General features: G+C 59.1%; 13 protein-coding genes. 3 read left to right on the forward strand and 10 right to left on the reverse strand.

Features of this window, described 5'->3' with window-relative positions; all coding sequences use genetic code 11:
* The first annotated feature begins 67 nt into the window (after positions 1-67).
* A complete protein-coding gene (locus tag V6S97_RS09160; protein ID WP_060727103.1) occupies positions 68-1,429 on the forward strand; it encodes a glutamine synthetase family protein in 1,362 nt (453 codons plus the stop codon).
* Position 1,430: 1 nt separating this feature from the next.
* The gene (locus V6S97_RS09165; RefSeq protein WP_334426643.1) at positions 1,431-2,732 is read left to right on the forward strand and encodes an NAD(P)/FAD-dependent oxidoreductase; all 1,302 of its coding nucleotides are present in this window, start codon (positions 1,431-1,433) and stop codon (positions 2,730-2,732) included.
* Here V6S97_RS09165 and V6S97_RS09170 read toward each other — a convergent pair.
* The 7 genes from V6S97_RS09170 to rirA form a co-directional block, all read right to left on the reverse strand.
* Positions 2,729-3,217: a gluconokinase gene (locus tag V6S97_RS09170; RefSeq protein ID WP_334426927.1), complete on the reverse strand. Its 489-nt coding sequence runs from the start codon at positions 3,215-3,217 to the stop codon at positions 2,729-2,731. The genes V6S97_RS09165 and V6S97_RS09170 overlap by 4 nt on opposite strands.
* A 108-nt stretch (positions 3,218-3,325) precedes the next feature.
* A complete protein-coding gene (locus V6S97_RS09175; protein ID WP_113076048.1) occupies positions 3,326-4,066 on the reverse strand; it encodes an ABC transporter permease in 741 nt (246 codons plus the stop codon).
* Positions 4,063-5,001: an ABC transporter ATP-binding protein gene (locus V6S97_RS09180; RefSeq protein WP_113076049.1), complete on the reverse strand. Its 939-nt coding sequence runs from the start codon at positions 4,999-5,001 to the stop codon at positions 4,063-4,065. Before V6S97_RS09180 ends, V6S97_RS09175 begins: the two co-directional genes overlap by 4 nt.
* Positions 4,998-6,164, reverse strand: coding sequence for an ABC transporter permease (locus V6S97_RS09185; protein WP_165001555.1), 1,167 nt, complete (start codon positions 6,162-6,164; stop codon positions 4,998-5,000). The genes V6S97_RS09180 and V6S97_RS09185 overlap by 4 nt, the downstream gene beginning before the upstream one ends.
* A gap of 79 nt (positions 6,165-6,243) precedes the next feature.
* The gene (osmF, locus tag V6S97_RS09190) at positions 6,244-7,155 is read right to left on the reverse strand and encodes a glycine betaine ABC transporter substrate-binding protein OsmF (protein WP_060727099.1); all 912 of its coding nucleotides are present in this window, start codon (positions 7,153-7,155) and stop codon (positions 6,244-6,246) included.
* 149 nt (positions 7,156-7,304) lie between these two features.
* A complete protein-coding gene (locus V6S97_RS09195) occupies positions 7,305-8,351 on the reverse strand; it encodes an AbrB family transcriptional regulator (RefSeq protein WP_035213120.1) in 1,047 nt (348 codons plus the stop codon).
* A 170-nt stretch (positions 8,352-8,521) separates the two neighbouring features.
* The gene (gene rirA / locus V6S97_RS09200) at positions 8,522-8,992 is read right to left on the reverse strand and encodes an iron-responsive transcriptional regulator RirA (protein WP_003507367.1); all 471 of its coding nucleotides are present in this window, start codon (positions 8,990-8,992) and stop codon (positions 8,522-8,524) included.
* 173 nt (positions 8,993-9,165) lie between these two features.
* On the opposite strand from rirA, the gene V6S97_RS09205 reads away from it, so the two are divergent.
* Positions 9,166-10,215 (forward strand): Fe(3+) ABC transporter substrate-binding protein, encoded by a 1,050-nt coding sequence (locus tag V6S97_RS09205; RefSeq protein WP_035213122.1) that lies wholly within the window; start codon positions 9,166-9,168, stop codon positions 10,213-10,215.
* A 24-nt stretch (positions 10,216-10,239) separates the two neighbouring features.
* On the opposite strand, the gene V6S97_RS09210 is transcribed toward V6S97_RS09205, so the two are convergent.
* The 3 genes from V6S97_RS09210 to V6S97_RS09220 form a co-directional block, all read right to left on the reverse strand.
* Positions 10,240-11,310 (reverse strand): M48 family metallopeptidase, encoded by a 1,071-nt coding sequence (locus V6S97_RS09210; RefSeq protein WP_334426647.1) that lies wholly within the window; start codon positions 11,308-11,310, stop codon positions 10,240-10,242.
* Positions 11,300-12,370, reverse strand: coding sequence for a YjgN family protein (locus V6S97_RS09215; RefSeq protein WP_003507373.1), 1,071 nt, complete (start codon positions 12,368-12,370; stop codon positions 11,300-11,302). Before V6S97_RS09215 ends, V6S97_RS09210 begins: the two co-directional genes overlap by 11 nt.
* A gap of 222 nt (positions 12,371-12,592) precedes the next feature.
* The gene (locus V6S97_RS09220; RefSeq protein WP_003507376.1) at positions 12,593-14,089 is read right to left on the reverse strand and encodes a CoA-acylating methylmalonate-semialdehyde dehydrogenase; all 1,497 of its coding nucleotides are present in this window, start codon (positions 14,087-14,089) and stop codon (positions 12,593-12,595) included.
* Between the last annotated feature and the right edge of the window lie 21 nt (positions 14,090-14,110).

Below are 14,110 nucleotides of genomic sequence, written 5' to 3' on the forward strand. Positions count from 1 at the left end.
CAGCAGGACGATTTTCGTTAGCGACCTTCGCTGCGCATGAAACGAGATGGAAACGGCTTGCTGGTGCATGATGGATGATATTGAAAACGCAAAGAAATTTTTCGCCGATAACCCCGATATCGAAATACTTGAAGCTTTCGTCATAGACGCGAATGGTGTGCCGCGCGGCAAGTGGATTCCGCGCGAACGGGCAATCGACGTTCTTGAAAAGGGAATGGCTATCCCCCGTTCCGTTTATGCGTTGGATATATGGGGGCGGGATGTGCATGCCGCAGGTCTTGCGGAAGGCACGGGCGATCCCGATGGTTTTTGCTTCCCCGTTCCCGGCACGCTGTCGCGGGTTACATGGCTTGGCAGGCCGACAGCACAGGTTCTGCTGGCGATGAAAAATCCGGATGGAACCGGTTTTTATGGTGATCCGCGCCATGTTCTGGCGCAGGTTCTGAGCGCCTATAAAAAGGCCGGTCTCACGCCGGTCGTGGCGACCGAACTCGAATTTTACCTGATCGATCCCGTCCGCTCTGCACTTGACCCGGTCCGTCCGCCGCATAGCCGCGAGGGCCGGTGGCATACGGGCCAGACACAGGTTCTGTCGATTTCCGAATTGCAGGATTTCGAGGATGTCTTCCATGACATTGCCACAGCCTGTCGGGCGCAGGGCGTTCTTGCCGATACGACGCTGCGCGAAAACGGCCCCGGACAATATGAAATCAATCTCAACCATGTGCCGGATGCCCTGCAGGCCGCCGATTTTGCCGTTTTCCTGAAGCGCATCGTCAAGGGCGTGGCGCGCCGGCACGATCTCGACGCGACCTTCATGGCCAAGCCTTACGGTTTGCAGGCCGGCAACGGCATGCATGTGCATTTTTCCGTTCTCGATAGGGACGGCAGGAACATCTACGCCGGGGAAAATGGCCCGTCGGATGCGCTGATGCATTCGGTTGGCGGCCTCTTGGAAAACATGGGGGAAAGCATGGCGATCTTCGCGCCCCATGCCAATTCCTATCGCCGGTTGACCCCCAGCGAACATGCGCCAACCTATGCCTCCTGGGGCATCGACAACCGCTCGGCGGCGGTGCGTGTCATCGTTGCCAGCAAGGCGGCGACGCGTATCGAACATCGCGTCGCCGGTGCCGATACCAATCCCTATCTCGTTGTCGCGATGATCCTGAGCGCCGCGCTTGCCGGCATGAAGGAGAAACGCCAACCCGGCGGCGCGATTGCCGGCGACAGCCACGCGATCAACCACGAGCCGCTGCCCACCAACTGGGACTATGCATTGCAGCGCTTCACACGATCGAGCTTTGCCTATGCGACGCTCGGCCAGAAGTACCGGACGCTGTTTTCCGCCTGCAAACAGCAGGAGCTTTCCGAATTTTCCCTGCGTGTAACCGACGTCGAATATGACGCCTATATCAGGACGGTGTGAGATGGCTGAGGTAACGAACATTCCCAATCCCGGCCACACATCCTCCTGGTACGCGGCCTCCGCCAATGTCAAATCCGTGCGGCCGACACTTGAAGGCGCGCTGGAAGCGGATGTCTGCGTCATCGGCGGCGGTTTCACCGGCATTTCCGCAGCGCTTGAACTCAGTGAGCGCGGCTATTCCGTCATCGTTCTTGAAGGTGTGCGGGTCGGTTTCGGCGCTTCGGGTCGCAATGGCGGCCAGATCGTCAACGGTTATAGCCGTGATCTCGAGACCATCGCCGGCCGTTACGGGCACGAAAAGGCGGTGAAGCTCGGAGAAATGTCGCTTGAAGGCGGCGATATCATCCGCAGCCGCATCGCGAAATACGCCATCGACTGCGATCTCGTCGATGGCGGTTTCTTTGCCGCCTTTACGCCGAAACAGATCCGCGAAATGGAAGCTCACAAGGCCCATTGGGAAAAACACGGCCATGGCGGGCTCGAAATGGTCTCCAAGGCGGATGTCGGCCAGTATGTGAAGACGGACCGTTATGCCGGCGGTATGATCGACCGCCTCGGTGGCCACATCCACCCGCTCAATCTGGTGCAGGGGGAAGCGGCGGCGGCTGAAAGCCTCGGTGCTCGGATATTCGAAAATTCGCGGGTCATTGCGGTAGAGCAGGGGGAGAACCCCGTCGTGCGGACCGCGACGGGCAGTGTGAGGACGAAATATGTTCTCGTCTGCGGCAATGCCTATCTCGGCACATTGCTACCGGAAATCGGCGAGCGGATGATGCCCGTCTCAAGCCAGGTCATGGCGACGGAGCCGCTCGATGCCGACCTGATTGAGGAGCTTCTGCCCGCCGATTATTGCGTCGAGGATGCCAATTACATTCTCGATTATTACCGCCGCACCTCGGATAATCGCCTGCTCTATGGCGGCGGCATCGGTTATGGCGGCAGCGACCCTGCCGATCTGACGGGCGTGATCCGGCCGAACATGCTGAAGACCTTCCCGCAACTGGAAAAGACGAAGATCGACTTCGCCTGGAGCGGCAATTTCGCGCTGACCCTGACGCGCATCCCGCATATGGGCAGGCTCTCGGACAATATCTATTTTTCGCATGGCGACAGCGGCCATGGCGTCACGACCACGCATCTGCTTGGCAAGATATTGGGCGAGGCCGTTGCCGGTCACGCTGAACGTTTCGATATCTGGAGTTCGCTGCCGAACTATCCGTTCCCGGGCGGCAAGACGTTCCGCGTGCCGCTGACCGTGCTTGGTGCATGGTGGTACGGCATGCGCGACAGGCTCGGATTTTAGAACGTTACCGCCTTCAAACCGGAAAGTGCGTTTTTCGCAATATCCTCGGGTGTGGTGTCGATGCTGACGGTTACGACGCCCGGTTCGCCGGTCGGCACTTCCAGCGTGGCAAGCTGGGTCTGCAGCAGCGAAAGTGGCATGAAATGGCCTTTGCGTTCACCCATGCGCCGGCTGAGAAGTTCCAGGCTGCCATCCAGATAAACGAAGGCAAGCGGGCCGCCGGTAGCCTTGCGAATCCGGTCGCGATAGATTTTCTTGAGCGCCGAGCAGGAAACGACGACACCGTTATTTTCGCTGCCCTTGCGCAGTTCCGCGCCGATCAGATCGAGCCAGGGCCAGCGATCTTCGTCAGTCAGGGGAATACCCTCGGACATTTTATCGACATTGGATTTAGGGTGAAGCTTGTCGCCCTCGATGAAGGCAATACCCAGTTTTTCCGCCAGTTCCTCTGCGACCGTGGACTTGCCAGAGCCGCTCACTCCCATCACGACAATTGCCTGTGTCACCCGAACCTCTGATATTTCTGTTTCGACGGTCAGCCCCTAACATGTGCGGCAGATATCGGGAATACAAAAATGCGGGGCTTGCCCATGTCAGTGCCCGGTTTTGCGGGCTGCGGCTTTTTCCAGCGCGGAAAAGCCGGTGTGAATCAGGATCGCCAGCGCCGCAACGATAAGCCCGCCCTGCAGAATGAAGGCGAGGTTGTTGGATTGCAGACCGGCAATGATCACTTCACCGAGCGTATGCGCCGCGACTGTCGAGCCGATGGTAGCGGTGGAAAGGCTGATGACCGCCGAAAGCCTGATGCCCGCCAGAATGGCCGGAAGGGCGAGCGGCAATTCCACTTTGAGAAGCCGTTGCCAGCCGGTCATGCCGCTGCCTCTCGCGGCATCCATCACGGTGGCGGGCAGGGTGGTCAGCCCTGTCAGCGTATTTTCGAAAACCGGCAGCAGCGCGTAGAGAAACAGCGCTATAAGCGTTGGTTTTTCGCCAAAACCGATTATCGGTACGGCAAGCGCCAGCACTGCCACGGGCGGAAAAGTCTGGCCGATATTGACGATGCTGCGCGAGAGCGGCAGGAAATCCGTCCCGAATGGCCGGGTGACGAGAACCGCAAGCGCGCCCGCCGTGAGTGTGGCGAGCCCGGTCGCAATTGCGACTGTGGTGAGATGCGACAGCGTCAGGGAAAAGAGATTTGCCTGCGTGTAGATTACCGGCGCATTGGCCTGCACGAGAGGGCGGAACAGGGGTGCGAAGATCTGCGGCACGGCAAGGAAGATGATCAGCGCCAGCGTCAGAAAACCGAGAGCAAGGAAGGATAATGCGTTTTTCATGGAATTCCGGCGGCACGCTGGAGGAGAACGTCACGCCGTACCCGGCCGGCGGGTTGCCCATTGTCTTTGACTATCGGCAAGGCGTCGCAGCCCGCCCATAACATTGCTGATAGGGCGTCGCGCTGGCTTGTATGTTCGTTGAGCGGTTCGCCCTCTGCGTTTCCCGGCTCCACGACATCGGCAACGGAGAGAACAGAAAGCAGTTTCAGGGCCCGTTCGTTTTCGCCGATCATGGTGGCGACGAAATCCGTCGCCGGTTTCAGCACGAGCTCAGCTGGTGGGCAGTCCTGCACGATCCGGCCCTTGTCCATCACGGCGATACGATCCGCCAGATGAAAAGCCTCGTCCATATCATGGGTGACAAGAACGACTGTGACGCCGAGCTTCTTCTGGATATCGAGAAGATCGTTCTGGGCCTTGGCGCGGATCACCGGGTCCAAGGCGCCGAAGGGCTCGTCCATCAGAAGAATGTTGGGTTCTGCGGCCAGCGCACGCGCCACGCCGACACGCTGCTGCTGACCGCCTGAGAGTTCATGTGGGAAACGGTCGGCATAGAGCGCGGGGTCAAGCTGGAAGAGGTGCATCAGCGCATCGATCTTGGCCGCGATGCGCTTGCGGTCCCAGCCGATCAGCTGCGGCACGGTCGCGATATTTTCGGCGACCGTCCGGTGCGGAAACAGGCCGTGGCCCTGAATGGCATAGCCTATCTGGCGGCGCAGTTTGAAGCCAGGTATCGTACTGACATCCTCTCCGTCGATCCGGATCATGCCGGAGGTTGGCTCCACCAGCCGGTTTATCATGCGCAGCAGGGTGGTTTTTCCCGACCCCGAGGTGCCGACGATGACGGTGACGGTGCGCGGCGCTACCGTTAGCGATACCTGATCCACGACGGTCGTATCGCCATATCGTTTCGTGATGGTGTCGATCTCGATCATGCCTTTTGCCTTCCGCCTGCGCTGAAGAGATTGCTGTCGATGAGGGCATCGAGGGTGATCGCGGTGGCAAAGCCGAGAAGAACGGTGGGCACGGTGCCAAGCAGCACGAGATCCATGGCCGTCTGCCCGATGCCCTGAAACACGAAAACGCCAAAACCACCGCCGCCGATCAGGGCCGCGATCGTCGCCAGCCCGATATTCTGCACCAGCACGATGCGAATACCGGTGAGGATGACCGGCATGGCCAGCGGAAATTCCACCCGCAGCAGCCGTTGCACCGGTGTCATGCCAAGGCCGCGCGCCGCTTCCCGCACCGCCTGCGAAACCCCGGCAAGGCCGACCACCGTGTTGGAAACCACCGGCAGCAGCGAATAGAGAAACAGCGCCACGAAGGCGGGCGCCATGCCGATGCCGGCAATGCCGATCTTCGCTGCACCCGGGACCGTGGCCGCGATCCATCCGAGCGGCGCGATCAGCAAACCGAAAAGGGCGATGGAGGGGATGGTCTGGACGATATTGAGGGTGTTCAGCACCCCCGCCCGCAGCCGTTCGACCTTGTAACAGAGGATGCCGAGCGGAATACCCGCGATGGTCGCCGCGATCAGCGAGCCGATGGCAAGCTCCACGTGCCGCAGGGCCTCGGTCCAGAATATATCGGCCCGGCCGGTATATTCCTTGATGATGGAGAGATCGTTCCAGAGGCCGCTTGCCAGCACCGCCGCAAGCGCGGCCATGGCCACCAGCAACAGTAAAATCCGAACGGCGGGCTTCGGCTGGAGACGCGCAATACAATCCGTGGTGAGCAGAGCCAATCCGGCAAATATCAGCCAGAAACCGCTGGCGGGCGAAACGCGGGCAAAGCCATTACCCTGCGGCGTGAGGAAAGACGCCGCCTGGCCGACAAAAGCCGCCAGTGCAGCAAGGCCGGCCAGCGCGACTGTGAGCTTCAGTCGCGCGGGAAAGCGGAAAAATGCGATGAAAGCCGCAAGGAGAATGATGGTGGTGAGAACGGCGGCAGCCGCAGCCGGAAGGGCTTCGAAGACCGTTCTTGTTTCGCCCTGAACGATCCGGTTTGCGCGGAATGTCATGAAGGGCGATATAAAAAGCGCATAAAGAAGCAGGCACGAAATCAGTACGCCCACCTTGTCAGGCCATTTCGTCAAATCCAGCTTCCCTCCCCTGGGTTAGGGCGGGACCAGGAGAACGCTTCCGTTCCCGAAGTCCGCTCCAGCGCCGCGAGTGTTACTTGACGAAACCGTTCTTGGTCAGAAAGTCGAGCGCTACGGTCTTGGCCTGTTCGCCACCCACCTGCACGCGGGCGTTCAAATCCTGCAGCGTTGCCAGATCGAGCTTTTCGAACACCGGTTTCAGCAGTTCCTCAATATTCGGGTGCTTTTTGAGAACCTCTTCGCGAATGATCGGTGCTGGCTGATAGACCGGCTGCACATGCTTGTCGTCCTCCAGCACCACAAGGCCGGAGGGGGCGATGCCGCCATCCGTGCCATAGACCATGGCTGCATTGGCGTTGTTCGTCTGGTTGGCGGCGGCGGCGATCGTGGCAGCGGTGTCGCCGCCGGAAAGCGTGATCAGCTGGTCAGGCTTCATGGTGAAGCCATAGGTGGTCTGAAATGCAGGCAGCGCTGCGGCGGAATTGACGAATTCGGAAGAAGCGGCAAGGACCACCTCGCCGCCATCGGCAACATATTTGCCGAAGTCGGAAAGCGTCTTCAGATTGTTCTTGTCGGCGACATCCTTGCGCAGGGCAATTGCCCAAGTGTTGTTGGCCGGCGATGGTGTCAACCAGACGATCTTGTTGGCATCGTAATCGAGCGTTTTGGCCTCTTCATAACCCTTGACGGCATCTTTCCAGAGCGGATCGTCCGCCTTGGAGAAAAAGAAGGCGGCGTTGCCGGTATATTCCGGATAGATGTCGATTTCGCCCGCGGTGATCGCTTTTCGCACAACCGGTGTGGCGCCAAGCTGGATGCGATCTGTCGTTTCGATCTTGTTCTGGTTCAGGACAGCGAGAATGATATTGCCGAGAACGCCGCCCTCCGTGTCGATCTTAGACGACACCACCACCTGCGCCTGAGCAATGGAAACAGAAAGGGCAAGCGCAAGTCCGGCTCCCGTCAACGTCATCAAGCGGTTCATGAATGTTCCTCCGGTGGGTCAGACTGCCTAACAGGCGAAAGATCGCCGCCGCAATTGCGGCGGAGTATCAACGACCGGAAAGAAAAAAGGTTGCACGCCATTCGCATTTTCGCGTCTATGGCTTCTGTCGGTGCCGATGACCGTTTTCGTCAGGCTTCGTCGTCCCGCTTGCGCGCATCCTTGCCCATGACGAGCGGCATGAGAACGGAGAGGAAGAGAAGCCTGATGACGTGGTGGGAGCCGACATAGGCGGTATCCGCATGCATCATCACTGCCATCGCCGCCATGGTTTCCAGGCCACCCGGTGAATAGGCGATCATGACGGCATTGAGCGGGACGCCGGTCACGCCAGAAATCATCCAGGCAATGCTGCCGGCGATCAGCATCACGGCGATGGTGACGACGAAACCCGCCAGAAAGCCTTTCCGCACGTCCATCAGCGAGACATTCGAAAAGCGTGTGCCGATAAGGCAGCCGATAAGCACATAAACCGGCAGGCTGAGCCAGGTGGGAACGCCACCCTCGGTAAGGCCGGTAATGTGGGTGCTGATGGAAATGGCGACGCCGCCCAGCAGCAGTGCGGCCGGAAACTTCCAGCGCAGGAAAAGCCAGCCGGTCAGAAGCGAGGCGCCGATGGTCAGCGCCAGCGTGAACAGGCCCATTGGCGGGTTGGTGACAAGCGGTTCCGTGCTGACGAGATCGAAATATTCCACGATCAGCGGCACGGAAAGTGTTAGCGCCAGCACCCGCACACTTTGCACGATGCTGACGGTTGCAAGGTCGCTTTTCGTCTCGGCACCAAGGCTGATGATATAGCTGAGATGACCGGGAGAGGCGCCCAGCATCGCCGTTGTCCGGTCGTAACCGAAGCCGTAATGCAGGATCCAGTAAGCGACATAGAGCATGATGACGACAGCGACGAGCACGACGACGAAGCTCACGGGCCAGGTCTTCGCGGCATCTATCACGGAGGGCGTCACGCTCGTTCCCATCGAAATGCCGACGACGACGAAACAGGCATTGCGGATGAAAGCGGGAACGCCAAGCCTTATGCCGGCGAGCCCCGTGATCGTCACCGCAAGCGCCGGGCCGGACAGAAAGGGTGCCGGGATATCGATGAGGCTGGCGAGCAGCGCACCTATGCTGCCGATGAGCGCGGTAAGCGCAAATGTATGGAATTCAGGCTTGATGATCATTGCGACGCTGATTGGTTGCTTGAAAAAGCTCGTGACCAAATGCGCCGCTTCCGTTCGCGACGTCAACACGCGGGATCAAAAATATTATATTTCGCGCGTCTTCCATAAAAGAAAAGCCCGTGACCTCAAGGACACGGGCTATGACAATTGCCGAGGAGGAAATGGGATGATCAGGCAGCCGGAAGGGCAGCGACCTTCGGCATTTCCGTGTCCAGGCCAAGCAGGAAGTTGATCTGCGGCCGAGCCTTGACGAGATCATCGATCGAGTATTCCGCCAGAACGTCAAAAAACGCATTGAGCGCCTTGCGAAGCGCCGAGTTGAGGCCGCAGCTGTCCACAAGCGGACATTCCACAGCGCCATCTTCGAAGCATTCGGCCATGGCGAAGCTGTCTTCAGTCACTCTCACCACGTCGAACAGACTGATTTTTTCAGCGGGTTTGCCAAGGCGCACGCCGCCGTTACGGCCGCGCACGGTTTCCACCAGGCCCGCCTTGTTGAGCGGCTGCAGGATTTTGAACAGGAACAGCTCCGAAACGCCATAGGCTCTGGCGATCTCAGGAATGCGGCTCAGATGGCCTTCATTGGCGGCGCAATACATCAACATGCGAACGGCATAGTTGGTCTGTTTGGTCAAGCGCATGCTGGTCTCCTAACTCTCAATGTGGAGTTATATAGTCTCTTTTTCAGTTTAGAACAATTCCAGAAACTGAAAAAACTGGCACCCATCAGATATTTCTTAAACAGCCTTGTTGACCGTCCTGATGATTCATGAACAAACAAGTCAAGAATCGGAATGTAATGGAGGCATTCATAATGGCAAGCTTGAAATCATACTTTTCCGCTGCCGTTTTTTCAGGGCTGACGATCCTTTCCTTCGCGCCCGCCGCTCTGGCAGAGGGGGAGGTTAACGTCTATTCCTATCGCCAGCCTGAATTGATCCAGCCGCTGCTCGATGCCTTCACCAAAGAAACCGGCATAGAGGCGAATGTACTTTTCCTCGACAAGGGGCTGGTCGAACGCATCCAGGCCGAGGGTGTCAATTCACCCGCAGATGTGCTGCTGACGGTTGATATCGCCCGCCTCGTCGAGGCGAAGGAAGGCAAGGTTACCCAGCCGGTTCTGGGCGATCCCGTCATCGAAAAGGATATCCCCGCCAACCTGCGTGATCCCGAGGGCGAATGGTTTGGTCTCACGACGCGCGGTAGGGTTGTCTACGCTTCGAAGGAGCGGGTGACACAGAAGGACATTACCTATGAGGAGCTTGCTGATTCCAAGTGGAAGGGCAAGATCTGCATTCGCGATGGCCAGCATTCCTACAATATCGCGTTGATCGCCTCGATGATCGCCCATCACGGCGTCGATTATACCCGCACGTGGCTGACGGGTCTGAAGAACAATCTCGCCCGCAAGCCTGACGGAACAGACCGCAGCCAGGCGAAATCGATCTTTTCCGGCGAGTGCGATATCGCGCTTGGCAATACCTATTATGTCGGCCTGATGTTGACCAATGATCGCGAGCCGGAAGAAAAGGAATGGGCTGGATCGGTGCGGGTGATCTTCCCCAATGCGGGCGATCGCGGCACACATGTGAATATTTCCGGCATGGCGCTGACGAAATACGCACCCAACAAGGACAACGCGCTGAAGCTCATGGAATTCCTGGCCTCTCGCGAGGCGCAGGAGATTTACGCTAAACAAGTCTTCGAATATCCGGTGCTGCCCGGTGCCGAGCCTTCCGACGTGGTGAAGGGTTTCGGTCCCATCCATCCCGACAAGCTGCCGCTGACGGACATCGCCGCCCGTCGCAAGCAGGCATCCGAACTGGTGGATGAAGTGGGTTTCAACGACGGCCCGACCAACTGAAGCCGTTTTCCGTATACCGGCGGGTCAGTTACCCGCCGGCTTGTTGTCCAGCGAAGCGTTGTAGTCGAGGATAGCCTTGCGCCTTTCCGGCGTTCCGGGATGGGTGGAGACAATGCTGGTGCCGCCCTTGTCGCCCAGTTTTTCTTCCAGCAGCGCGAAGAAGCGTTCGATGGCAGTGGGGTCAAGCCCGGCCTTGCGCATCAGTTCCACGGAGCGCTGATCCGCCTGCCGCTCGGCATCGCGCGAGTGCGATAGCGCCAGAAGTCCGCCGCCCTGGGTAAGAATGTCCTCCATGGCCGAACCGACATCGCCGGCAATCAGCATGACAAGACCGGCAACCCCGGCGGCGCGGTATAGCTGCCGCAGGCTGTGCTCATATTCGACATGGCCGATTTCATGGGCGAGAACCCCGGCGATCATCTGCCTGTCGTTGCCGGCCAGCTCCACCAGCTCGTCCGTCAATACCAGCGTGCCATCCGGCAGTGCAAAGGCATTGGGGCCGATGTAACCGCCCTTGCGGAAATTCAGCTTGTAGTCGTCAGGCGAACCTTCCGCATGGGCGGCGATCCGGGAAAATTCAGAGCGGATGGCGTCCTGCTCTTCCTGCGGAAGTTCGCTTGGAGAGAAGACTGCCTGGTCGAGGGCCTGCATGGTACTGGCCGACATGACCTGCGGAACGATCGGCGGGGTTACCGCGACCGCCAGTTCCACGAGCGCCGGAAGCGCCAGCTTGTAGGTGCCGTAAGCCAGAAGAACGGCTGCGGCGGTGATGCCGATCAGCCGCGGGCGAAACTGTTCCAGCCAGTGCACGAAACCGGATCGCTTGGCAATGTGCTGGCCAAGCAGCCGGTCCACGCCGTCATTGTCGCGGGTTTCGAACAGCGACCCGTCGGGAAAATGCAACTCCCGGGGGATGGTGCCGACCCGGTGGCTGATCTCGACCGTTTTTATCTCGGCCTGGGTTCTGACGTGGTTGTCCTTCGCATCGAGCACGAGAAGGACCGTGCCGCCAAGCTTCAGGCTGGCGGCACTGGAAAGGTTGGAGCCAGCGGTATGCCACTCGCCCGAAACGGTTTCTCCGGTGTCAGAAACCAAATTCGAAACCTTCCATATCCATATATTCGGCACTGACGGCGGCCCCCGTTGCTTCCATCGAGGAGAGGACCTCGCCCACATCGCCGTTGAAACGGATTGCCGTGCGCTCCACGGTATAACGCGCTTCGCGGACCGCCGCCCACGGCCGCATCAGACCAAGGGTGAAAACGGTGACGATCAGGTTGGAGATGACGATCCAGAGATAGCGGCCGCGATGCAGGTCGCTGTGCAGGTCATGCTTTCCATCCAGCAGCATGGAGGAAATGACGACATTGCGAACGCCGGTGCGATAAACGACGCCGGCAAGGCCATAGACCAGAAATGCGCCGAAAACGCCCACATAGAGCGATGCGAGCGCCGTGGCCATGGCGGTAGTCTCGTCCTCGAGCATCGCACTGTTTGCCGCAAAGGCTGCAAGGCCGAAGAAGCCGACCACGATGCCGCCGATCACCACCATGATCGCGGGAATGATCCAGGCGCGATAGAGCTTGCCAATCTTGGGGTCGGCGCTGAAGGGGCGGTCGCCATAACGCAGGTTGCCGAAAATATAGCGGTTTGCCCAGCGGCTGGACAGCGGCGCCAGAATGCCGAAGGAGAAGAACGCAACGAGGCTGCCAAGCAGGATGGAGACAAAAGCGCCCCACGCCGTGCCGACAAAATCAAAACGCACATTGCGATAGCTCGTCACCCGCGCATTGAAACGAATGCTGCGCGTGATCAGCCATGGAAAGAAGATCATCAGCAGGATTGCCGGCACGAAGACCAGAAACGGATGGATAAGACCGATGAGCTGCGAGATGACGATGAAGGCAAAGGCGATCAGGCGGCCCTTGAAGATTTGCCCGCCAGTGGCGTGGTAGCCGAAAGCGCGGCCGGCCAGCACGGTGTTGCCGTTGAAATAACGCTTGCGGCGCACCTTCGCCCAGGCGGAATAAATGCCGATGGTGATGATCGTCAGGAGAATATTGACGATCCAGATTCCAAAATATTCCTTGGCATTTCCGCTGAACGAGCCGCGTTCGATTGCGCGCTGATCCACGCTGACAGAGATGTCACTCATAATGGTCCCTCATGGCATGCCCCTCTCCGGGCAGATTGAGTTGCAGGCTTCCCCGCTATCGTCGGTTTGGCGGCGTCCCCACGCCGCAACGGCTGTCTTACGCCATAACATCTTTAAGTGGAAATATTTTGAAGGAAAAACTTGATGATTTTTGTTTTCTTTTAATCAAAAAAGCCCCGCTGCGCAAACAGCGGGGCTTTTTCTGATTGCCGGCTTTTCGGCTTATTTCATCGTCGGCATGACGAATTCGGCACCCGACTTGATGCCCGACGGCCAGCGTGAGGTGATCGTCTTGGTCTTCGTCCAGAACTTGATCGAATCCGTGCCGTGCTGGTTGAGATCGCCGAAGCTCGAAGCCTTCCAGCCACCGAAGGAGTGATAGGCGAGCGGAACCGGGATCGGAACGTTGATGCCGATCATGCCGATGTTGACGCGGCTTGCGAAGTCGCGGGCAGCGTCGCCGTCACGGGTGTAGATCGCAACGCCGTTGCCGTACTCATGCTTCATCGGCAGTTCGAGCGCGTCTTCGTAATTCTTGGCGCGAACGACGGACAGAACCGGTCCGAAGATTTCGGTCTTGTAGATGTCCATGTCAGGGGTGACGTGGTCAAACAGGCAACCGCCGACGAAATAACCGTCTTCATAACCCTGCAGCTTGAAGTCGCGGCCATCGACCAGCAGCTTCGCGCCCTGTTCAACGCCGCTGTCAATCAGGCCTCTGACGCGCGTCTGCGCTTCCTTGGTAACGAGCGGGCCCATATCGGCCTTGTCGTCGGTATAGGGGCCGATCCTCAGGCTTTCGATCTGCGGGATGAGCTTTTCAACGAGGCGGTTTGCCGTCTCCTCGCCAACCGGAACCGCAACGGAAACAGCCATGCAGCGCTCGCCGGCCGAACCGTAACCGGCGCCCATCAATGCGTTCACGGCCTGATCGAGATCGGCATCCGGCATGATGATCATGTGGTTCTTCGCGCCGCCGAAGCACTGCGCGCGCTTGCCGTTCATGGCGGCGGTGCCGTAGACGTAACGGGCGATCGGCGTCGAGCCAACGAAGGAGACCGCGCCGATGTCAGGATCGGTCAGGATGGCGTCGACGGCACCCTTGTCACCGTTGACGACGTTGAGGATACCTGCCGGAAGACCGGCTTCGATCATCAGTTCGGCAAGGCGGATCGGCAGCGACGGATCGCGTTCAGATGGCTTCAGGATGAAGGCGTTGCCGCAGGCAATCGCCGGGGCGAACATCCACATCGGGATCATGCCGGGGAAGTTGAAGGGCGTGATGCCCGCGCCGATGCCGACCGGCTGGCGGATCGAATACATGTCGATGGCCGGGCCTGCGCCCTCGGTGAACTCACCCTTCTGCAGATGCGGAATGCCGCAGACAAATTCGCAGACTTCGAGGCCGCGGACGATATCGCCCTTGGAATCCTCGACGGTCTTGCCGTGCTCACTGGAGAGGAGCACCGCCAGCTCGTTCATGTTGCGGTTCAGAAGTTCGACGAACTTGAAGAAAACGCGGGCGCGGCGCTGCGGGTTGGTGGCGGCCCACTTGGGTTGCGCAGCCTTGGCGCTTTCCACGGCGGCGCGCAGCTCGGCTTCGCTCGCAAGTGCGACAGTCGCCTGCACTTCCCCCGTGGCCGGGTTGTAGACATTGGATGTGCGGCCGCTGGTGCCGGGCACATGCTTGCCGTTAATGAAATGACCGATTTCCTTCATGGGTTTTCCTCCAGAATGTGA

The sequence above is a fragment of the Agrobacterium sp. CCNWLW155 genome (assembly GCF_036888815.1).
Classification (GTDB): Bacteria; Pseudomonadota; Alphaproteobacteria; order Rhizobiales; family Rhizobiaceae; genus Agrobacterium; species Agrobacterium radiobacter.